The sequence below is a fragment of the Trinickia sp. genome (assembly GCF_051953405.1).
Lineage (GTDB): Bacteria > Pseudomonadota > Gammaproteobacteria > Burkholderiales > Burkholderiaceae > Trinickia.
This window is the reverse complement of record NZ_JBQCIV010000103.1, coordinates 1-20,856: the sequence shown is the minus strand read 5'-3', so window position 1 is coordinate 20,856 and position 20,856 is coordinate 1. Positions and strand designations below refer to the sequence as shown.

Genomic DNA, 20,856 nt, shown 5'->3' with positions numbered 1-20,856 from the left:
TTCCTTTTCCTTTCCTTCCCTCGCGCCGCAACCCTGCAACACGAGCTGCGCGGATTCCTCTATGGCTGCTGGGTCGGTCGCCGCCGCCTAAACGCGGCCATCGGCCCCACGCGCGCAGCGAACAGCGTCGACAGATCGATCGCATCGAGCGAATTCTTCACGAGCAAGCCCAGCTCGGTATCGCCTTCCATCGTCAGACGGCGGCTGAAGAACAGCGTGTCGGGATCCTGCGTTCGCCGCGCTAACTGCAGGAAATCGTAGGCACTCGCACCGATCGTCAGGGCCACCTCGCCCTCGTGTCGCGCGGCGCGAAACGCCCCGTCGCGATAAACGAAATCGAATACGACACCCGCATCGCGCACGTCGATGCGTAGAAGGCGTCCTTCGAGTTGCTTCAGCGTATCGTCGGGCAGGTGCCGCTTGAGGACGACGTTCAAGCCGCCCGAAAACAACAACGAACCCGGATACACGGGCAACCTCGACAGCACGCCGCGAACGAACGTGGGCACGCGATAGGTCGCTTGGCTCATGCGGCGCTCCTTATTGTTCGATCCAAGTCTCGGCCTGCCGCGCAAGCCCCGGCATGCCGTACCAATAGCCGTCGCAGCGCGATTCCGGCATGAGCCGGCCCATGCGCTCGAGCGCCTGCGCCCCCGTCGCGTCCGCGTCGATCACACTGCGGAAGCACTCGACGATCTCGCCCGTTCCCTGCGATTGCGGGCTGATTCGCAAGACGTCCACGCCGAGCCTTTTCAAGGTATCGATCGAATCGATGAGGTTGTAGACCCGCGCCGATTGCACCGACACGCCGTTGAGCACGAGAAACGGCTCGCCCTCGCGCGTGCTCAGCGCAAGGCCGTCCGGGTGCTCGATACACACGTATTGGCAATTCTCGCGCGGGAGGTTCCGGTTACGCGCCGTAAAGCACCGCGCCGAGAACGCGAGCGGCATGCGGCCGTAGGCAAACACTTCGGTTTGCATGCCGTGGGCTCGCTCGGCTTGCATACGAGCGAGCGCGTCGGCGCTCATCTCGAGCGGGATCACCCAACGTTTGGCCCCCTGCCCGGCCAGCACCTGCAGCGTCGGCTCGTTGTAGACATTGAGCCAAGGCCCGGCGACGAACGGCTCGCCTTTCATACAGTGCACCGCGCCCATGTCGTTCGCTTCGACGAGATAGCGGCCGTTGTTCACGACCGCCTTCATCGTGGCGATGTCCTTGCCCGATTCGAGCAGGATTTGAGTCGACAACACCACCTCTTTGCCGGCTTGGGACAACATGTCCGCGATATCGATCCAGTCGGCCGCTCTGAGTTCGTGCCGCCGCGAGCAGACCGTCTCGCCGAGATAGACAATGTCGACGCTCGTCGTACTCATCGCCTCGTAGAACTGCAGGGTCGTCACGCGCGACCAGTAGTAATGAATGGGACCTAATGCAAGTTTCACTTCAAGCACTCCAGCGGGCTGGCTTCTTCGGCCGCGCCGCGTCATTTCCACGGACGATGGTAAGCGCCGAGCGTATGCTGCTGCCCTTCGGCCACTTTATCCAATTCGCTCATCCATCCCGGTTTTACGGTGTAGCGCTGGGCGTTGGTTCGGCATAGATCGATCGCCTCTCGCCAGACACGCGTTACTTGTGCGACGTAGGCCGGGCTGCGCTGTCGCCCCTCGATCTTGATCGCGCGCACGCCCATGCTCATGAGTCGCGGCAACAGTTCGAGCGTATTCAGGCTCGTCGGCTCCTCGATCGCGTAGTAGTGCTCATCCGCCACGTCGAAGCGGCCCTTGCACAGCGTCGGATAGCCCGCGTTTTCGTCGTCGGCGTAGCGATCGATCAGCACGCCGTTCAGCCGCGATTCCAAGCCCTGCGCCGTGCGCTGCCAGCGCACGTGCTTGGCCGGCGAACACACGCCGTGCGTATTCGGCGATTCCCCGGTCACATACGACGACAAGGCGCAGCGCCCCTCCACCATCACGCACAGGCTGCCGAAACCGAATACTTCGAGTTCGACTGTCGTGTGCTCGATCACGTGCTCGACTTGCGTCATCGACAACACGCGCGGCAGCACGGCCCGCGAAATGCCGAATTGCGCGCGATAGAACTCGATCGCCTCGTAGTTCGTCGCCGAGCCTTGCACCGACAAATGCAACCGCAAGTCGGGATGACGCTCGCGCGCATAGCGCATGAGCCCCGGGTCGGCGACGATGACCGCGTCGATGCCCGCGCCCGCCGCGCGGTCGACGGCCGCGCGCCAGACGGGCCAAGCCGTCGGCTGCGGGTAGGTATTGAGCGCGAGGAACACCTTGCGCCCGCGCGCATGGGCGTACGCGATGCCGTTCGCGATCGACGCTTCGTCGAAGTTCAGACCGGCGAAGTTTCTCGCGTTCGTCGCATCGCGAAAGCCGAGATAGACGCAGTCGGCACCGTTGTCGATCGCCGCCTTGAGCGCGGGCAAACTGCCCGCCGGGCAGACAAGTTCCATCTGCGGGTGCGGGGAGCGATCGTTCGTCATGGGTCGATCGTGGACATCGGGTTCGGCGGTCAAGCCGCTTTGTGCAAATGGATAGACGCTTGTTCGGGCGGCCGAATCGCCGTGCCCGCTGCATCCGAACGGATGGCATCGGCATCGGCGTCGGCGAGCGGCCGCGATCCGGTCAGCAGGTACGCGATCAGTTCGCGCACGGGGCGAATCCGATTGCCGAACGGCAACGCCTCCGAGCCTCGGAAAAACAAGCCGCGCTTGATGTCGCCCGCAAGTGCGTACGCGAGCCGCTGGTCGATGCAGAACTGGCCATGCTTGGCGATGCCGTCGCGCAAGCCGCACTGCTGCAGGCAATCGAACCCCACCGTGCATTTGCGCGCCTTCGCCACGCCCTGCAGCTTGGCTTCTTTGTCGAGGTAATCGTCCAGCCATGACGTGCGCACGGCTCGCGCCGGCAGACCGGCCACGCTCATGAACGTGACGATGTTGCTGGGCGTCGCTTCGACGAGCACCTTCTTGAAGTTCGGATGCGCATCGCCTTCTTCGGTTACCGCGAACGGCGTCCCCAATTGAACGGCCGTTGCGCCCAAGGCGATCAAATCGCGCACTTGCTCGTGCGTGTGAATCCCCCCAGCCGCGATCAGCGGAATCTTCTCGCGCTCGAGGCCAAGGTCCTTGAACAGCGCGAGCGTGCCCTCGATCACTTCCGGAAACGCGAAATGCGGGTTCGCCACACCGTCGAGCGTCGGCGCACCGAGGTGCCCGGCCGCAAAGCGCGGGTTTTCGATGACGATCGCATCGGGCAGCCGCTGCTTGCGCATCCACTTCTTCAGCACGAGGCCGATCCCTCGCGCATCCGACAAGATCGGAATCAATGCGACATCGGGATGCTCGACCGTGAGTTCCGGCAAATCGAGCGGCAGCCCCGCCCCCACGACCACGGCATGCGCGCCGTGCTCGCAAGCGCAGCGCACGTAGTCGGCATAGGCGGACACGGCCCGCATCACGTTCACGGCCACCGCGCCCCGGCCCTTCGAGAGCGTCAGCGCGGCGCGCACTTCGCGCCCAAGCGCTTCCAGATTGGTGGCGTCGATGAGCGCGCGATCGCGCGAGCGCCCCGTCTTCGCCATCAGGTCGGGATGGTGCCGACGCAAGTCCACGCTCGATATCGTGCCGAGTGCGCCGAGCGAGGCAACGGTCCCCGCCAAACGATGTGCGGACACGCCCACCCCCATTCCGCCCTGCACAATCGGCAACAACGCTTTGCCCTTGATACGCAGGGGCTCGAATCCAGCCTCAAGCACTGACACGGCACAACCTCACGACGATCCAAGTGTTCGACAGTGTGAGGCGACGCTGCGCCTCGGACCTTAACCTGGGTCAAGAAGGGGTTTCGGCAAGGACGTATGCTCATGGCGAACGCGGTTATTCCCCGCGCGCGCTGCGCCCTTTGCTATCGTGGGCCGCGTGTGCCCTCCTCCTATCCGCGCCGCGCACGCTGCGACGAAGTACCACATGAAACCGCTTGTCTGCGAAACGACGCTCGTCTTGTGCGGGCTCGAACCGCCCGAACCGATGGAGCGCGTGCTCGCGGCGCTGCGCACGCTGGCTGCCGACGCGTATCTGCGCATGGTGATCGATCGCGAGCCGCTTCCTCTGTTCGCGCTGCTCGCGCGGACCGGCTTCGATTGCGAAGTGTGCGGCCCAAGCGCCGGGCACTACGAGATCGATATCTGGCGCACGCGCTGATGCGGCGCGATCTCGATCTCGATGCCTCACCGACGCTCGGCGCACCGTTGCGATTGCTGTTGAACGCGCCGGTGTTCGCGGTGCTGGCGTCGGCGCTGCTGTTCTATGCGGGGCCGTCCGCGTTCGCCACGCGCTGGTCGGCGTTCACGCTCGCTGCCACGCACCTCATGACCCTCGGCGTGTTCGCCAGCGCGATGATCGGCGCACTGCTGCAGATTCTGCCGGTCGTGGCCGGCGTGCAAGTTGCGGCAGGCCGAACCGGCGCGAGCGGCATTCATGCTTTGCTCACGTTCGGCACGATCGCCCTGGCGGGTGGGTTCGTCAGCTCGGTCGCCGCACTCTTTCCGATCGCCGCGCTCGCCTGCGGCTCGGCCGTGCTCTGGTTTGTCGGCGCATGCGCGATCGGGTTGGCACGCGGCTCGCGTGCGCGCGCTCAGGGCCTCGAAGACATCTTGCGCGCGATCCGTCTGGCGCTGGCCGCGTTGACGTTCGCCGTCGCGCTCGGCGCGTGTCTCGCCGTCTCGCTCGCGCACCCGGTCGCGCTTGATGTCGTCGCGCTGACCGATATGCATTTGCTTTGGGGCCTCGGCGGTTGGGTCGGGCTCTTGACGGCCGGCGTGGCGTATCAGGTCATTCCGATGTTTCAGGTCACCGAGCCCTACCCGCGTTGGCTGACCCGCTGGTTTGCGCCGGCTTCGTTGTTCTCGCTCGTTCTCGCTTCGCTTCCGGCGAGCTTCGCACACCGGCTCGATCCGCATTTGGCGGCGGCGCTCGTCCTGCTCCCGCTCTGCGGTTTCGGCGTGTTCGCCTTCATCACGCTTGCCCTGCTACGCCGGCGAAAGCGTGCCGAGCCGGATGCCACGACGCTCTACTGGCGTACGTCGATGACGAGCCTCGTCGGCAGCGCGCTAGTGGCGACGATCGCTGCCGCCATGCGAGCCCCATCGCTCGAATTCGCGGCCGGCGTGTTGCTGCTCGTCGGCGCGATCCTATCGGCGATCAACGGCATGCTCTATAAGATCGTCCCGTTTCTGCTTTGGTACCACCTTCAGGCCGCGCTCGACGTGCGTTCTTCCGCCGTGCCGAAGGTGAAAGCGGTATTGCCCGACTCGCACGCGCGCGCACAATTTTGGGTTCATCTGGGCGCATTGGTGTCGATGCTCGCGGCATGCGTGTGGCCTGGCGCCCTCGCCCGCCCGGCCGCGTTTGCTCTTGCGGTGTCGAGCGCGTGGTTCGGCGTCAACGTGGCGCGCGCGCTGCGCGTGTATCGTCGCGCGGCGCGCGAGATCGAGTCAGTACGCGCACGCCGCGCGTAGCTTCGACGGATCGGGAATAAAAATTTCGCGGCCGTTGATGGCCAGGAGGCCGCGCGTGCCGAGTTCGTGCAAGATGCGCGAGAAATGCTCGGGCGTCAGGTTGAGCCGGGATGCCACCATCTTTTTTCCGACCTCCAATTGCACGCGCAACGGCTCGTTCTCGCCATCCGTTTCCGACTCGCCCGGCTGGGCGAGCAGATAGCCGATCACTCGGTGAGTACCCGACCGAAGCGAATACGCTTCGACGTCGCGCATCAACGCGTGCAGGCGCGCACTCATGCCCGCGAGCATCTTGCAGGCGAAGTCGGGATCGGCCCGCAGCTCGTTGACGACAACCGTTTTGGTCACATGCAGCAGCAACGAATCGGCGAGCGCCTGCGCCGTAACGAAATACGGCTTGCCGAGAAACATCAGCGCCTCGCCGAAGCTGTCGCCGGAGCCGACTAGCCGCACGACCTTTTCCTCGCCGAGCGGCGAGATCACGCTGAGCTTGATCTGTCCGTAGACGACGGCATGCAAGCCCGTGCAGGGGTCGCCGCAATGAAACACCGTCTCTTTGCGCCCGACGCTCTGTTGCGTCGTGCCCTGTGCGATGCGGTCGAGTTCATCGCCTGACAGCTCGTTGAATAGCGGCATCCGGGCGAGAAAATCCTGAACGCGGATCTTCGGCTTTTGCATAAGGGCTCCGTCGAGCTAGATCAGCTTCGAATACGATGCGGTGCTAGGCCGCGCGAGATATCGATCGAAGGTCATCGCGACAGCTCTCACGAATAGGCGTCCTTTGGGCAGAATGCGAATCGCTTCGTCGCCAAGCTCGATCAGCTCGGCGGCGACGAACGGCGCGAGCGCCACGAGTTCGCGTTCGAAGTAACGCGCGAATTCGATGTTATGCCGCGCCTCGATCGCCCGATACGCGAGCGGTACGCTGCACATCAAGGTCATGATGACTTCGCGCCGCAGCAGATCGTCGGCCGACAGCGTCAGCCCGCGCTCGACGGGCAGCCGCCCCTCGTCCAAGCGTTCGTAATACGTCTTCACCGAGCGCGTCGATTGGCAGTAGCTGCGGCCCATCTTGCCGATGGCCGACACGCCGAAGCCGACGAGATCGCACTCGGCCTTCGTCGTATAGCCCTGAAAGTTGCGATGCAGGCTGCCTGCGCGCAGCGCGCGACTCAGTTCGTCGTCGGGTTTGGCGAAGTGATCGAGGCCGATATAGACGTAGCCTGCTTCCAGCAAGCGCCGCGTTGCACGGATGAAGATTCGGAGCCGATCTTCGGCGGGCGGCAACTCGGCCGCATCGATCAGCCGCTGCGCCTTGAAGCGGCTCGGCAGGTGGGCGTAGTTGTACAGTGCGATGCGATCGGGCGAAAGCCGGACGACTTCGTCCAGCGTCCGGTCGAAGCTCGCCGCCGATTGGCGCGGCAGGCCATAGATCAAGTCGATGTTGACCGATTCGAAGCCGGCGTCGCGGCTCGCGCCGAGCGCGCGCTCCACCATCGCGAGCGGTTGGATGCGATTGACGGCCTGTTGCACGGCCGGATCGAAATCCTGAACGCCGAAGCTCGTGCGGTTGAACCCCAGTGCCGCGAGCTGCGACAAGGTGTCGTCGGTTACGGTTCGCGGGTCGATCTCCACGCCCAGTTCGGCCTGCTCGTCGAAATCGAAATGCCCGCGCAACGCGTCGGTCAGACGGCCGAGTTCGGCGATGCTGAAAAACGTCGGCGTTCCGCCGCCGAGATGAAGCTGCGACGTGCGCCGCTCGCGCCCCAGCTCGGGCGCGACCATCGCTATTTCGCGCAGCAGATAGGCGAGATACTCCGCCGCGCGACCGTGGTCGCGCGTGATGACCTTGTTACACGCGCAAAAGTAGCAAAGCGATTCGCAAAACGGCAAATGCACATAGACGGAAAGCGGCGGTTTAGTCGCCGCCTGGGCGCGTTCGGCAAGGTGGCCGCGATAGGCGGCTTCGTCGAACTCGGGCGCGAAACGATCGGCGGTCGGGTAAGACGTATAGCGCGGTCCCGCGGTGTCGAAGCGGCGAACCAGCGCCTCCGATAGTTCGATGTCGGCGATGCGGCCGATATCGGAGAGCGAGTCGCCTTCACGGGTCGAGCGGCTAGGCTCCACATGAACGGACATGGTCTTTCTCGTTGATGGTCGGGGCCGCACGGCGTGGCCGCCCTGGATCCATTATCGAACCGGTGCGCGCCGCAAACTTGATGCATGTCATGAATGTTTCGTTCGCACGCAGCCGCCGCGCGAGGCGCTAGGGCGAGCAAAGCAGGTGCGAATGCGCCTAAAAGATATACAATTAATCGACTTTATAGGTGCGCTATGCGACTCACGGACTTCACCGATTACAGCCTGCGCGTGCTGATGTACGCGGCCGTTCGCTCCGACGAACTTGTCACGATCGGGGAAATCTCCGAAGCGCTAGGCATTGCGCGCGGACACCTCGTCAAGATCGTGCACGCGCTCGGGCGCGCCGGTTACTTGAGCACGACGCGCGGCCGGACAGGAGGATTGAAGCTCGGCCGGCCGGCTTCTCGCATCACCGTCGGCGATGTCGTACGAACGACGGAGCCGGATTTCCGCATGGTCGAGTGCTTCGATACCGAGGGCAACGCTTGTGTGATTACCGCGGCGTGCGGGCTACGCGGTGTGCTCGGCAGCGCGTTGCGCGCTTATTTCGATGTGCTCGACAAATTCACGCTGGCCGATATCGCGGCCGAGCAGGGCAAGCTCACGCGATTGCTCGGGCTCAACACCGCAGAACGTCCGCTGGTACGGCTTGCGCGGAAGTGAAGCGAAGGTGAGGCGGAGACAAGGCGAGGCTTGATGCCGGGCGCGCTTTGCGCACGCCCCCACGCTCGATCAAAACACGTTCAGCGGGATCTTCAGATAGCGAATACCGTTCGATTCGGGCGGCGGCATGTCGCCTGCACGAATGTTCACTTGGACGGCCGGCAAGATCAGCACCGGCATCGAAAGCGTGCGATCGCGCGCGACGCGCATCTCGACGAACTCGCCCTCGGTCACGCCTTCGTGCAGATGCACGTTCGCACGGCGCTGTTCGTCGACGGTCGTTTCGCAACGCGCGGCACGCGAGGGCGGCGGATAGTCGTGACACATGAACAAGCGCGTTTGCGGCGGTAGCGACAGCAACGTTTTCACGGATCGGTAGAGCATGTGCGCGTCGCCACCGGGGAAATCGCAGCGCGCCGAACCCACATCGGGCATAAACAACGTATCGCCGACGAACACGGCATCGCCGATCCAATAGGCGATGTCGGCAGGGGTATGCCCCGGCACGTGCAATGCGCGGGCGGTGAGCGAGCCGATCGAGAAGGTTTCGTCGGCCGCGAACAGATGATCGAATTGCGCGCCGTCCTCCGACACGTCGGCGCCGAGGTTGAACACCCCTTTGAACTTGTGCTGGACCGTGCGGATTTGCTCGCCGATGCCGATCTCGCCGCCAACATGCGACTTCAAATACTGCGCTGCGGACAAATGGTCCGCATGCGCATGCGTTTCGAGCAGCCATTGCACCTGCAACCCGTGCTCGCGCACGAAAGCGATCACGCGATCGCTCGACGCCGTCGATGTACGGCCCGATTTCGGATCGTAATCGAGCACCGAATCGATGATGGCGGCCGGGGTGCCATCGCCGGCATGCACGACGTAGGTAAAGGTGGAGGTGGCCGGATCGAAAAACGGCTCTACGCAGGGATGCATCGCCAAGCCTCGGTTCAAATGTGAAGTTGCCAAACACTATATCCATCAATATAATGTTCGTCAACATATTGACAGATGGATGCGGCACAGATGCAAGATCAGCTTAGTGCACAAAGCCGGGACGAGTTGCGCCAATCGGCGGCGCAGTGTTGTGCCTTGCTCAAAGCGATGGCGCACGAGGATCGTTTGTTGCTGCTCTGCCAGCTCACAGCGGGGGAGCAGAACGTGGGCGAACTCGAAGCGAGCGTCGGGCTGCATCAGCCGAGCCTGTCGCAACATCTCGGCGTATTGCGGGAAGAAGGGCTCGTCGCCGCCCGGCGAGAAGGCAAGTACATCTACTACAGTCTCGCCAGCTACGAAGTCGTGAGGGTGATGCAGACGTTATCGGAGCTGTTTTGCGGCAAGGCCAAGGGCGGGAAGGCATGACGCTCGACACGTTGCACTTCACCCCGTCCTCCGCGTTAGCGGGCGGCATCATGATCGGCCTGGCGGCGGCGCTGTATATGTTGCTCAACGGGCGCATCGCGGGCATCAGCGGTATGCTCGGCCGTCTGATCGATAAGGCCTCGACCGATCGCGCTTCGCCGCTCGCCTTTCTCGTCGGGCTGATCGCCGCGCCTTGGCTTTGGCGCCTCGTCGCGCCGCTGCCCGAAGTCGTCGTCGCGGCCTCGAATCCCATGCTGATCGCCGCCGGTCTGCTCGTGGGCTTCGGCACCCGATACGGATCGGGCTGCACGAGCGGCCACGGCGTGTGCGGTATTTCGCGCGGTTCCGGGCGATCGTTTGCGGCGACGGCCACGTTCATGGCGTTCGGCTTTCTCACCGTCTTCCTACTCAAGCACCTTTAACCGTATCCCACCCACATGCTCGCTTTGTCCGCGTTCGCCGCAGGCTTGCTTTTCGGCCTAGGCCTTATCGTGTCCCACATGGCCGATCCCTCGAAAGTGCTCGGCTTTCTCGACCTGGCCGGCCGCTGGGATCCTTCCCTTGCTTTCGTCATGGGCGGCGCCGTCGCGATCGGCGCCGTTGCCTTCGCGATCGCACGCCGCCGGAGCACGACCTTGCTCGGTGCCCCGATGTCGTGGCCGAGCGCCACCCGGCTCGACCGTCCTCTCATCGTCGGCAGCGCCCTGTTCGGCATCGGCTGGGGGCTCGCCGGCTTTTGTCCGGGCCCGGCGCTCGTCACCGCGTCCAGCGGCGAACCCAAAGCGTGGCTGTTCGTGCTCGCGATGCTCGCGGGAATGGCCCTTCATTCAATGTTCACGCGGCGCGTTGCCGCTCGTACCTGATCGGGAGATCACGCCGATGTCGAACACCAGCATGCCGCAGCACAGCGCGCCGAGCGTCGCCCCCGCTTGCACGTGGGACACCACGTTCGATGTCGTCGTGATCGGCGGCGGATCGGCGGGCATCGCCGTGACGGCGAGCCTCTTGCGCCGTCAGCCGAGCTTGACGATCGCCATCGTCGAGCCGCGCGAGACGCACGATTACCAGCCTGCATGGACGCTCGTGGGCGGCGGTCTGTTCGACGTCGAGCGCACCCGTCGGCCGATGAACGAAGTGATGCCCGACGGCGTCACGTGGATTCGCGCAGCGGTGGCCCGCATCGAGCCCGACGAAAACCGCGTGCGGCTCGACAACGGTCAAACCGTTCCGTATCGCGATCTCATCGTCGCGGCGGGGCTGCGTCTCGCATGGGAGCGCATCGACGGCCTCGAGCAAGCACTCGGCAAGGACGGCGTGACGTCGAACTATCGTTACGATTTGGCACCTTATACCTGGGATCTCGTGCGCTCGATGCAAGGCGGTTCGGCGCTCTTCACGCAACCGGCGATGCCCATCAAATGCGCAGGCGCACCGCAAAAGGCGATGTACCTCGCTTGCGATCATTGGCGCCGTTCGGGCGTGCTCGATCGAATCGATGTCGAGTTCAACACGGCCGGCGCGGTATTGTTCGGCGTCGCCGCGTTCGTACCCGCCCTAATGAAATACGTCATGCGTTATCGGGCAAATCTGGCGTTCAGCTCGAATCTCGTGGCCGTGGACGGCCCAGGCAAGGTCGCGCATTTCGATGTCGCCGGCGCCGATGGCGTCACGACGCGCGTGGCCAAGCCGTTCGACATGATTCACGTCGTCCCGCCGCAAGTGGCGCCCGATTTCATTCGCGACAGCGCATTGGCCGATCCGGCCGGCTGGTGCGAAGTCGATCATGCGACGCTGCAGCACCCGCGGTATCCGAACGTGTTCGCACTCGGCGATGTGTGCTCGGTGCCCAATGCGAAAACGGCTGCCGCCGCGCGCAAGCAAGCGGTCGTCGTCGCCGAGAACCTGCTGGCCATGCGTGCGGGCCGCTTGATGCCGCGTCGCTACGACGGCTATGGGGCCTGCCCGCTGACGGTCGAAAAGGGCAAGGTCGTGCTGGCGGAATTCGGCTATGGCGGCAAACTCTTGCCGACGTTCCCGCTCGATCCGACCCAGCCCAGCACTCTCGCGTGGCTGCTCAAGGCCAAACTGTTGCCGTGGTTCTATTGGAACGGCATGCTCAAGGCACGCGAATGGTTCACGAAAACGTCGGTTTGACGCCGCCCGAGCGTGGCGCGTGCGCCGGCGCCCGGTTCTGCCGAACCGTTTATGGCTGGCTCGCGTAGTAGCGTGCCGCCGCTTCGATCTCGGCCGGCGTCATTTGCCGAGCCACGTTACGCATCTGCTCGGCGATATCGTTGTGACGCTCGCCCGCTGCGAACGTTTGCAATTGCGCGCGGATATAGGCCACCGGTTCGCCTTCGAGCCAAGGCGCGCCGGTTTTGTGATCGGCCGCGCCGTGACACGATGCGCACGGTGCGATGTTGCGCATCGGCGATCCCGACGCCACGATCGGCGGCACCGGTTGGCCCGCGGGATGATAGCCGGCCAGCTTCGGCAAAGACGCGTAGTACGCGGCCAGATCGCGCATGTCCTGATCGGACAGCGCGCCGACCATCGGGCTCATGACGGCGTTCGTGCGGGCGCCGCTCTGAAAATCCTTGAGCTGCTTGTAGACCACCGTTTCGTATTGCCCCGCGAGATTCGGCGAATTCGCCTGGCTGACGCCTTGCGGCCCGTGACACATCGAACAGCGCAACGCCAGCGTCGCACCGCGGCCGATCGAGAGCGCATCGACATGCGCGAACATCGTCGGCGTGACGACCACCTCGCTCGTCTTCACGTTCGATGTCACAGGCGTCGACACGAACCATTGCTGCGGCACGCCGGCCGCGCTGCAGATCGAGTTCCAAATGCCCGTGAACGGCTTATCGGTTTGAACTGACGGCAACCAGATAAAGCCGATCAAGATCGAAACGATGGCCACGCCGGCCGTCAACCCGACGCTGACGGTGAACCACCGGTTGCGCAGCGAGAACAGACGTTCGGTGCTCATCGCGGGCCTCCCATATAGATCGCGGGTACCGACGACTGCTTGAGCGCGAGCAGTTGGGCGATCGGGTAGCCGTAGTTGACGACGGTCAGGGCGATCATCAGCGCGACCCACAGACCGAAACTATTGAGTGCGACCGGCAGTGTCGTAGGCGGGTGCACCGCGGTCGCGAACGTGAACGCCGGCTGCACCGTCTTTTCGCCGCGGTGGCCGCGCGCGAGTACGATAAAGAACAGCACGGCCGAAGCGACCAGAATCAGCGCGCCGATCACCGACATATCCACCGTGATCGCCTCGGGTGCGATCGCCGGGTTGCTGTAGTCGAAGTAGGCCATGCGCCGCGGCATGCCGAGAATGCCGGCGTAGTGCCACGGGAACGTCGTCACGATCATGCCGATGAACCAAAGCCACAGTTGCCAGCGCATGAGCTTCATGCTCGTCAACGCGCGTCCCGTCAGTTGCGGCCATAGCTCGTAGGCGATGCCGAAGTACATGATGACGATCGCGCCGCCGAAGATCAGATGAAAGTGGCCCGTGATCCACTGCGTGTTGTGAATCGTCGAGTCGAGCTGGTAGCTCATGTTGATGAGCCCGCCCGCGCCGCCAAAGCCCAGCATGACGAACGAGAACGCAACGGCCAACATCATCGGTTCGTGCCAGGGCAGCGCGCGCAGCCAGCCGAACGGACCGCTGCCGCCGCGCAGCCGGCCCGCGATTTCCACCGAGGCGCAAATCGTGAAGACGGTCAGCAACGTCGGCACCGAGACGAGCGCGGTAAAGACCGATTGCAGGAACTTGAAGCCCGAGCCGACCTGCGGATCGGCGAACAGATGGTGAATGCCGATCGGCATCGCCACGACGAGGAATAAGATGAACGAGATCCGGGCCATCGCGTCGCTATAGAGCCGGCCGCCCACCGCACGCGGCACGAGCGTGTAATAGGCGATATAAGCGGGCATCAACCAAAAATAGACGATGGCATGCAGCGTCCAGGAAAAGAACACACGCGCCAGCCCCGCATCGATCGTCGTCTTGAGCCCGAGCGCAACGGGCAGGATCTGAAACAGGATTTCGATCGCCGCGCCGACCGCCGTCCAGGCCCACAGATACGAGCCGGCGACATTCGCGAACATCGGCAGCGGCACGGGCTTGCCCGGGTTCGCGCGCTTCCAGGTCCGCAGGTTGATCGACATCAGCGCCACCCAGATCCACGAGCCGACCACGACGAGCACGACGCCGATGTAGTAGAAGGCGTTGCCGACCATCGGCGGATAAAACGTGTAGAGCACCGAGGCGCGCCCGAGCGCGACGGGAATCACGGCCATGATCGAACCGACGGCGACGAGCCACCAGCCGAGCCAAGCGAAGCGCTTGCCGACGAGCGGCTGCTCGAGCGAGATCTCGCTGATCGCGTAGCCGAAGCCCATCGCAATGAGCGTCGGGAAAACGTAGCCCATGACCGAGCCGTGCGCGGTGACGGAGCGGTAATAGAGTTCGGGCTGCCCGAGCCAGGCGTGCATCGGACTGCGCACGTACATTTGCCATGCGCCGAGCAGCAGCGCGACGCCGAACGTGGCGAAGGCGAACCAGAAGTGCGCGAGGACGAGTCGTTTGTTATTGAGCACAGCTAAGCCTCCGGGCGTTGGCCGCGAGCTTGTCGAACGCGGCGCGATCGAGCACCTTCACATGCGCCCACATGCCTTCGTGGCCGGTGCCGCAGTATTCGTGGCAGGGCATGAGGTGTTCGCCGCTGCGCGCGAAGCTCGTCTTGAAGGTCGAGACGTATCCCGGCTCGACCATGGAATTGATGTTGGTGTCGGCGATCAGAAAGCCATGCACCACGTCGGCGCTCGTCGCGCGAAACGTGATCGGCGTATCGGCCGGCACCACGATGCATTGGGGCGTGAACGAATACTGCTGGGCCACGATCCGCACGGTGACCGATCCGTCCGTTTCGACGGCGCTGCCCAGGTTGCTTTCGATGAATTCGCCCGACACGTGCAGCGTGGTCGGATCGATCGTCTCGACGCGCGACGGCGGCATCATCGCCCAATGCAAGCCGGTGTAGACCACCATCGCGACGAGCAGAACGATGATCGCCACGGCGACCGCCGCCCACTTGCGCTCGACGCGCGAGGCAACCGCTGCGCTTTCCGCGTGGCGGGAAGAAGGAATGTTCGACATATCGCTCGCTCAGTGGATGACGCCGCGCGGCAGGAAGACCAGGAAGTAGAACGCGAACCAGAGCGCCACGACGATGGCCGTGGCGATGCCGGCCACCGCGATCGCGCCCGCGGGCCCCGAGCGAACGATTTCGTCCACGCGCTCGGCCTCGGCGTCGCCGGCGTTCGAATGCGCCTCGTTATCGGTATTCATGGGATTCAAGACGTCCTCGATTCAATAAAGCGGCGCGGAGCGCAGCGCGTTGGCATCCTTGGCCGTTACCGGCGTGCCGTGATTGCCCCACGCCGTGCGAATGAACGTCACGACGGCCGCCACTTCCTCGTCGGAGAGCGACTGTGCGAACGGCGGCATGCCGTAGGGCGAGGGGTTCTTGGTCGTGCCCGGCGCGTAGCCGCCGTTGAGCACCATCCGGACCGGATTGACGGCCGAGGTCATTTGGATCGATTGATTGCCCGCGAGCGGCGGGAAGTCGGGCAGCTTGCCCTCGCCATGCTTGCCGTGGCAGGTCGCGCACTGCGCATCGTAAATCTTCGAGCCGAGCTGCGAGAGCAGATCGCGTTCTTCGCCCGATACGGTACCGCCGGCGGCCGGCGTTTCGCCGCCGTGCTGCGGCAGCGACTTCAAGTAGACCGCCATCGCGCGCACGTCGTCGTCGGACAGATACTGCAAACTGTCGTAGACGACCTCGGCCATCGGACCGTACACCGCGCCGCGTTTGGACACGCCCTTTTGCAGCAAATCGGCGATGTCGCCGATGGTCCAATCGCCGAGCCCGGCCTCCTTGTTCGACGTCAGCGAAGGGGCATACCAGTCCTGCATCGGGATCAGACCACCCTCGAATGCTTTGGACTCCGAACTACCGCCGAGCGCGTTGATCGCCGTGTGGCACATGGAACAATGGCCCAGACCTTGGACGAGGTAGGCACCGCGATTCCATTCGACCGAGCGCGTGGGTTCGGCCTGGTACTCGCCTTCGCGGAAGTACAACGTGCGCCAGCCGAGCAACAGCTCGCGGTTGTTGTAGGGGAAACGCAGCTCGTGCGGCCGGTTCGGCTGATGCACGGCAGGCACCGAACGCAGATAGGCGAAGATGGCGTCGGAATCGGCACGCGTGACTTTCGTGTACGCGCCATACGGCATGGCGGGATAGAGCAGGGCGCCGTCGCGCGAGCGCCCCGCGTGCATCATTCGATAGAACTCGTCCGCGGTCCAGCCGCCGATGCCCGTTTCGGGATCGGGCGTGATGTTCGGCGAATAGAGCGTACCGAACGGCGTCGGCATCGGGCGGCCGCCGGCGAAGAGTTTGCCGCCGGGCTGCGTGTGGCAAGCGATGCAATCGCCGGCGCGCGCAAGGTATGCGCCCTGTTTGACGACGTCGACGTTCGCGCTCGCGGGGCCTTGGGCCCACGCGGACGCGCTCGATGCGGCAAGCACGATGCCGGCGCCCACGCGCGCAAGCGAGCGAGAGAAAGAAAGAATGGCTGGCACGAAAGACTCCGTCATTGCGGTTCGCTGCCGCAACGCAGCGGCATCTTCAAGCTGCCCGCCGGGGCGAACGCGGGATTGGCCGCGCCCGGCGATGCCGCAAGCCATGCGGCAACGGCGGTGATGTCGTCGTTCGTCAAACGCGAAGCGACTTCATGCATGCAGTCGGGCGCGTACGATTTGCGCGTGCCGTAACGCCACGCGCCGAGCTGCGCGCTGATGTACTCGGCATGCAACCCGAGCAGCCCGGGAATCGCGGGCTCCATGCCCGTGAGCGCCGCGCCGTGACAGGCCGCGCAAGCCGGGATGTGCCGGCTCGGATCGCCCGACTTCACGAGTTGTTCGCCGCGCGCGAGCAACGCGGCCGAGACGGCCCGCGTCGAGGCGCTCGGATAGGGCGGACGCTGGCTCGCGAAATAGTCGGCGATCCGATGCAAGTAGGCATCGGGCAGGTAGGCGAGCAGCTAGTTCATCGGCGGGTACTGTCGCCGGCCGTCGCGAAAGGCGACGAGCTGGTTGTAGAGGTACCCGGCCGGCTTGCCCGCCAAGCGGGGAAAGTAGTCGTTGTCGGTGCCTTGGCCTTGCGCGCCATGGCAGGCGGCGCAGGCGAGCACACGGGCTTGCATCGTATCGGGGGCTCGCTCGGGTTGCGCCTCTTGCGCGTGAGCGGCCGCGCCGACGAGCGCAGCCAGGAGCACAGCAGCGATTCTTCTTTTCAGCATCACGTCATCGTCTCCGGGGACACGAACGATATGTGGCGCGCCCACGGCTTGCTGCTTGCAGCGGTGCGGACCGGAACGGCAATGCGTCTTTTCCTAGCTGTGCAGTCGATTCTAATCAATGCAAACGAAGACGAAAGCACTCGCGTGGAGTAGAGCGCGCTCGAATCCCGACTGGTTGCCGGCGGACCGATTCAATCGCCAAAACTCTGTGATTAGAACAGCACCGCACCCGCGCAGACTTGATTTGGATCATGCATTCGCGAGAGCGCGCATCCGTTGCGCATCGGCCATGCGGCGGTTCGCCGCGCCGTCCGCACGTGACAAACATGCTGCAACGCAAGAAGCTAGCCATGACGGGCACGATCGCGCACGCCGCATCGGTTGTAGGAATTTCCCTACAGGTTGTACGCCAGCACCGACGCGAGGCTCATCTTCCAGATGATGGGCAGCGATAAGGCTCTGAGGGACACTGCATGCCGACACATCTGTCGCATGAATGCCGGCCCAGCGCGAGCCGGGCGCGGAGCGACGAAGTGTCTCGCGCTTATCGATGCAACTCGATGCAACCAGGAGAAGACAAATGTTCGGTACCAGCGAACGCGCTGCCCATCACGAGGCGGCCAACAAGGGGCTCTTGTCCATTGCGGTACACGCCGAGCCGGCGGCCCATGCGCGAGCGCCGCGAGCCGCTGCATCGTCCTCCTGCAAGACGTGCTCGCTGCGCCCCGTTTGCGCGGTCAATCCCGACGCGCTCGCGTGCTCGCAGCAAATGGAAAACCTTGTGCTCGGCTATCGCCATGTGAAGAAGGGCGAGGCGCTGTACCGGATCGGCGATGGCTTCACCAATTTGTACGCCGTGCGCACAGGCTCGTTCAAGAAGGTCACGCTGCTGGCCGATGGCCGCGAGCAGGTCACGGGCTTTTACGTCTCGGGCGAATCGCTCGGCACCGATGGCATCGCGGCCAATCATTACGCGAGCGACGTGATCGCACTCGAGGACAGCAGCGTGTGCGTCATGCCGTACGACCTGCTCGAATTGCTGAGCCGCGAAGTGAAGGTCGTACAGCAGCATGTCTTTCGCATGCTGAGCGCGCAGCTCGTACGCGAAAGCAACGCGATGATGCTGCTCGGCACGATGACGGCGGACGAGCGCGTCGCCGCATTCTTGCTCGATCTGTCGCGTCGATGGCAAGCGCGTTCGTATTCGCCGAGCCTATTCGTGCTGCGCATGACGCGCGAGGAAACCGGCAGCTTCCTCGGGCTCAAGCTCGAAACCGTGAGCCGGACACTGTCGCGCTTTCAGAAGCAGGGCCTCATCGAAGTTCACGGAAAGGAAGTGCGGATTCTCGACTTCGCCGGATTGATCGAAGTCGCGCATCATCCTTCGTAACCGGCCGGGCCGGCCGGCTCGGGGCCAATGAGCGCGCCCATGGCCGTGGGCACGGAGCTTGCGTGACTTCTCATGCTTTCAACTGGCATGCATGGGGCTCGATCGAGCGTCGACGCGCAACGTCGGGCCGATGGGAGGCGATCATGAAGCGATTGGGACGATTGAAGTTCGTATGCGCGGCGGGCATGGCGTCGCTTGCGCTGTTGACGGGTTGCACGCTCGGCGGCGCGGCGGCCGGCGGGTACGCCGGCAACAAGCTGACGCACGGCAGCACGCTGGGGACGGTCGGCGGCGCCGTGGCGGGTGGCGTCGTCGGGTACGAACTCAGCAAATAAGCAATCCACGTTGCAAAAAAGGGGCACCGCTCATCGCGGTGCCCCTTTTTTTCTGACCATAGGCGGCCGGTCGAGCCGCCTATGTCGTCACATTAGAACTTGTGACGGATGCCGACGCGCGCGGCCACTTGCGATTGCGAGTTGGAACCCGACGGGCCGAAGTAGCTCGTCGAATCGCCGATTTGCGCTTGCACGGCCGTGCCGCCGTTATTGCCCGCGGCGTTTTGGTAGATGCCGAGCACGTACACGTCGGTACGCTTGCTCAGGGCGTAGTCGAGGCTCAGGTCGACTTGGTTGAAGTGACCCTTAGCCGCATCGCCGAGGTGCATGTACGTGTAGCCCAGGCCAGCCGTCAAAGCGGGCGTGAACGAGTACTTCGCGCCGGCTTCGTACGCGTCGAACACGAGGTTCGTCGAACCCGTGCCCGGCTGTTGCACGAGGCGCGTGTTCGTCCACAATGCCCAGAACGCCGCCGGACCCATCAAGTAACGCGCGCCCAGACCGAACGTGCGCAGTTCCTTGACGTTCGCCGAGCTGATGGGCGACACGTTCGAAATTCCCGTGTTGAAGCCTTGTTGCTGGCTCGGATAACGGATATCGGTGAAAGCCGCACCGACGCCGATCGGGCCGGCCGCGTAGTTCAGGCCGAAGCTGTACGTGCGTGCCGAGCCGCCCGAGTTGCTGCTGCCCGTGCCCTGCGCACCGGCGAACGCGCCGGCTTGGTTCGAGAAGCCGTACAACGCGCCGAACGTCACGCCGGCGAAATTCGCGCTCGTGAACTTGATCGCGTTGTCGACACGGCTCGACGTCAGTTGGTCGACGTCGTTAATGTGGAACGCGTAGTTGCCTGCAACCGTGTTGCCGCCCGTCGTGTAGTTGGCCAGCACGTCCGTCGACATCGAGTATTGGCGGCCGAACGTTACCGAGCCCATGCCGTCCTTGGCAAGACCGACGAAGGCTTGACGGCCGAACAGGCGCTGCGTCGTGGCATTGCTTTGGCCAAGCGTGCCGTTACCGCTGTTGAAGCCGCTTTCCAACGTGAAGATCGCCTTCAGGCCACCGCCCAGGTCTTCGTTGCCCTTCAGGCCCCAACGGCTGCCTTGCGCGACGCCGTCGTCGTACTTCGTCAGGCTCTTCGAGTTCGCGCCTGCGTGGTTGACATAGCTCACGCCCGCGTCGATCAAGCCGTACAACGTCACGCTGCTTTGCGCGTGAGCGGCCACGCCGATGCTGCCGAGCACGGCAGCCACGAGGATACGTTTGTTCATCATTTCTCTTGAGTGGTATTTGTGAATGGGTAAGCGGCCCCAATAGCGCCGGGGCGAATTTTTGCTCATTTCCGGAGCGTCTTTGTGAATTTTTTGTTTAATGTGGCGTATTGTTAACAGTCATTATTTCGGTTTTTGCAATACACCTATGTCGCGGATGCTCGAATCATGCCGGCTGCGACGGTGTGGTGCGTGGCCTCGTCGATAAGAACGAATGCGCCCATAGCTGCATGCTTATCATAAGCATCGCAGATAATCGGCTTTTGTAGCGCCAATACGACGCGGCCGATATCGTTCATATTCATGTCACAAACAGACTTTATTTGACACAGCGTATGAACATCGAGCACGTCTTCCACGGCACTCACTCGCGCGAATACCGTATTCGTCGCCTGCTTCAGTAGATATTTGCGTTGTGTGGAAAGCGGTTCCTCGTCGAACCAGCATAAGTCAGCATTCAGCTTCTTGGCCGGCTGCGGCGCTGCTAGCGCCGCCACGAACGTATCGCCGCGCGAGACGTCCACGTCTTGCGTCAAGCGGATCGTCACCGTTTGTCCCGCGAAGGCGCGATCCACGGCCGCTGTGCCGCCCGGCACCGGCGCGATGATTTCCGCCACTGTCGCTTCGCGCTGGGCCGGCAGCACGACGATCGTATCGCCCACGCGCACTTCGCCCGCCTCCACACGGCCCATGTAGCCGCGGAAGTCGTCGGCGCTCGCGCCGTCCTGGCGCGCCACCCATTGCACCGGGAAACGCAGCGCGTCGCCCGTGGCCTGC

The 20,856-nt window shown here is 63.9% G+C and carries 23 protein-coding genes and 1 pseudogene; 9 read left to right on the top strand and 15 right to left on the bottom strand.

The features are described from left to right. Positions 1-59: 59 nt before the first annotated feature. From ubiT to ACTHN9_RS17695, 4 genes are read right to left on the bottom strand one after another with little or no spacing between them, the layout of a single operon-like run. A complete protein-coding gene (gene ubiT, locus ACTHN9_RS17710) occupies positions 60-530 on the bottom strand; it encodes a ubiquinone anaerobic biosynthesis accessory factor UbiT (RefSeq protein ID WP_440538072.1) in 471 nt (156 codons plus the stop codon). A 10-nt stretch (positions 531-540) separates the two neighbouring features. Next, a complete protein-coding gene (ubiV, locus tag ACTHN9_RS17705; RefSeq protein ID WP_440538071.1) occupies positions 541-1,443 on the bottom strand; it encodes a ubiquinone anaerobic biosynthesis protein UbiV in 903 nt (300 codons plus the stop codon). 41 nt (positions 1,444-1,484) lie between these two features. After that, positions 1,485-2,510 carry a ubiquinone anaerobic biosynthesis protein UbiU gene (ubiU, locus tag ACTHN9_RS17700; RefSeq protein WP_440538070.1) on the bottom strand — a complete coding sequence of 342 codons (1,026 nt, stop codon included), beginning with the start codon at positions 2,508-2,510 and terminating at the stop codon, positions 1,485-1,487. 29 nt (positions 2,511-2,539) lie between these two features. Then, a complete protein-coding gene (locus ACTHN9_RS17695; RefSeq protein ID WP_440538128.1) occupies positions 2,540-3,715 on the bottom strand; it encodes an NAD(P)H-dependent flavin oxidoreductase in 1,176 nt (391 codons plus the stop codon). A 280-nt stretch (positions 3,716-3,995) separates the two neighbouring features. Between ACTHN9_RS17695 and ACTHN9_RS17690 the strand changes: the two genes are divergently transcribed. Further along, a complete protein-coding gene (locus tag ACTHN9_RS17690) occupies positions 3,996-4,229 on the top strand; it encodes a DUF2249 domain-containing protein (RefSeq protein ID WP_440538069.1) in 234 nt (77 codons plus the stop codon). Then, a complete protein-coding gene (locus ACTHN9_RS17685; protein ID WP_440538068.1) occupies positions 4,229-5,545 on the top strand; it encodes a hypothetical protein in 1,317 nt (438 codons plus the stop codon). The genes ACTHN9_RS17690 and ACTHN9_RS17685 overlap by 1 nt, the downstream gene beginning before the upstream one ends. Here ACTHN9_RS17685 and ACTHN9_RS17680 read toward each other — a convergent pair. Together ACTHN9_RS17680 and hemN are read right to left on the bottom strand one after the other, a co-directional pair. Next, on the bottom strand, positions 5,522-6,223 hold the full coding sequence (locus ACTHN9_RS17680; RefSeq protein ID WP_440538067.1) for a Crp/Fnr family transcriptional regulator: 702 nt from the start codon (positions 6,221-6,223) through the stop codon (positions 5,522-5,524). The two genes, ACTHN9_RS17685 and ACTHN9_RS17680, sit on opposite strands and share 24 nt — an antisense overlap. 15 nt (positions 6,224-6,238) lie before the next feature. Then, complete coding sequence (gene hemN / locus ACTHN9_RS17675; protein ID WP_440538066.1) at positions 6,239-7,684, bottom strand: oxygen-independent coproporphyrinogen III oxidase; 1,446 nt, start codon at positions 7,682-7,684, stop codon at positions 6,239-6,241. A 195-nt stretch (positions 7,685-7,879) separates the two neighbouring features. Between hemN and ACTHN9_RS17670 the strand changes: the two genes are divergently transcribed. Further along, positions 7,880-8,350, top strand: coding sequence for an Rrf2 family transcriptional regulator (locus tag ACTHN9_RS17670; protein ID WP_440538065.1), 471 nt, complete (start codon positions 7,880-7,882; stop codon positions 8,348-8,350). 69 nt (positions 8,351-8,419) lie between these two features. Here the strand turns inward: ACTHN9_RS17670 and ACTHN9_RS17665 are convergent, their stop codons facing one another. Then, positions 8,420-9,280 carry an MBL fold metallo-hydrolase gene (locus ACTHN9_RS17665; RefSeq protein ID WP_440538064.1) on the bottom strand — a complete coding sequence of 287 codons (861 nt, stop codon included), beginning with the start codon at positions 9,278-9,280 and terminating at the stop codon, positions 8,420-8,422. A 90-nt stretch (positions 9,281-9,370) separates the two neighbouring features. Here ACTHN9_RS17665 and ACTHN9_RS17660 point away from each other — a divergent pair, with 90 nt between their 5' ends. The 4 genes from ACTHN9_RS17660 to ACTHN9_RS17645 are packed head-to-tail and all read left to right on the top strand — an operon-like array spanning position 9,371 to position 11,860. After that, positions 9,371-9,706 carry an ArsR/SmtB family transcription factor gene (locus ACTHN9_RS17660; RefSeq protein WP_440538063.1) on the top strand — a complete coding sequence of 112 codons (336 nt, stop codon included), beginning with the start codon at positions 9,371-9,373 and terminating at the stop codon, positions 9,704-9,706. Further along, positions 9,703-10,128, top strand: a complete 426-nt coding sequence (locus tag ACTHN9_RS17655; RefSeq protein ID WP_440538062.1) for a YeeE/YedE family protein — start codon at positions 9,703-9,705, stop codon at positions 10,126-10,128. The genes ACTHN9_RS17660 and ACTHN9_RS17655 overlap by 4 nt, the downstream gene beginning before the upstream one ends. Positions 10,129-10,143: 15 nt before the next feature. Next, positions 10,144-10,569: a DUF6691 family protein gene (locus ACTHN9_RS17650; RefSeq protein ID WP_440538061.1), complete on the top strand. Its 426-nt coding sequence runs from the start codon at positions 10,144-10,146 to the stop codon at positions 10,567-10,569. 31 nt (positions 10,570-10,600) lie between these two features. Continuing rightward, positions 10,601-11,860 (top strand): FAD-dependent oxidoreductase, encoded by a 1,260-nt coding sequence (locus tag ACTHN9_RS17645; protein WP_440538127.1) that lies wholly within the window; start codon positions 10,601-10,603, stop codon positions 11,858-11,860. 49 nt (positions 11,861-11,909) lie between these two features. Here the strand turns inward: ACTHN9_RS17645 and ACTHN9_RS17640 are convergent, their stop codons facing one another. The 6 genes and pseudogenes from ACTHN9_RS17640 to ACTHN9_RS17615 form a co-directional block, all read right to left on the bottom strand. Next, the gene (locus tag ACTHN9_RS17640) at positions 11,910-12,698 is read right to left on the bottom strand and encodes a c-type cytochrome (protein ID WP_440538060.1); all 789 of its coding nucleotides are present in this window, start codon (positions 12,696-12,698) and stop codon (positions 11,910-11,912) included. Next, positions 12,695-14,320, bottom strand: a complete 1,626-nt coding sequence (locus tag ACTHN9_RS17635; protein ID WP_440538059.1) for a b(o/a)3-type cytochrome-c oxidase subunit 1 — start codon at positions 14,318-14,320, stop codon at positions 12,695-12,697. Before ACTHN9_RS17635 ends, ACTHN9_RS17640 begins: the two co-directional genes overlap by 4 nt. Further along, on the bottom strand, positions 14,310-14,879 hold the full coding sequence (locus ACTHN9_RS17630; RefSeq protein WP_440538058.1) for a cytochrome C oxidase subunit II: 570 nt from the start codon (positions 14,877-14,879) through the stop codon (positions 14,310-14,312). Before ACTHN9_RS17630 ends, ACTHN9_RS17635 begins: the two co-directional genes overlap by 11 nt. Positions 14,880-14,888: 9 nt before the next feature. Beyond that, entirely contained in the window at positions 14,889-15,071 is a 183-nt protein-coding gene (locus tag ACTHN9_RS17625) for a hypothetical protein (protein WP_440538126.1), read from the bottom strand. A gap of 21 nt (positions 15,072-15,092) precedes the next feature. After that, positions 15,093-16,382 carry a c-type cytochrome gene (locus ACTHN9_RS17620; RefSeq protein WP_440538057.1) on the bottom strand — a complete coding sequence of 430 codons (1,290 nt, stop codon included), beginning with the start codon at positions 16,380-16,382 and terminating at the stop codon, positions 15,093-15,095. Further along, positions 16,379-17,086 (bottom strand): annotated as a pseudogene (locus ACTHN9_RS17615) (c-type cytochrome). Before ACTHN9_RS17615 ends, ACTHN9_RS17620 begins: the two are co-directional and overlap by 4 nt. 580 nt (positions 17,087-17,666) lie before the next feature. Here ACTHN9_RS17615 and ACTHN9_RS17610 point away from each other — a divergent pair. Both ACTHN9_RS17610 and ACTHN9_RS17605 read left to right on the top strand, forming a co-directional pair. Then, positions 17,667-18,476 (top strand): helix-turn-helix domain-containing protein, encoded by an 810-nt coding sequence (locus ACTHN9_RS17610; protein ID WP_440538056.1) that lies wholly within the window; start codon positions 17,667-17,669, stop codon positions 18,474-18,476. Between the two features lie 185 nt (positions 18,477-18,661). Then, positions 18,662-18,811 carry a glycine zipper 2TM domain-containing protein gene (locus ACTHN9_RS17605; RefSeq protein ID WP_440538125.1) on the top strand — a complete coding sequence of 50 codons (150 nt, stop codon included), beginning with the start codon at positions 18,662-18,664 and terminating at the stop codon, positions 18,809-18,811. 92 nt (positions 18,812-18,903) lie between these two features. Here ACTHN9_RS17605 and ACTHN9_RS17600 read toward each other — a convergent pair whose 3' ends face one another. Further along, entirely contained in the window at positions 18,904-20,079 is a 1,176-nt protein-coding gene (locus tag ACTHN9_RS17600; protein ID WP_440538055.1) for a porin, read from the bottom strand. A gap of 146 nt (positions 20,080-20,225) precedes the next feature. Next, on the bottom strand, positions 20,226-20,856 hold a 631-nt coding region (locus ACTHN9_RS17595), incomplete at its 5' end, for an elongation factor 1-alpha C-terminal domain-related protein (protein WP_440538054.1).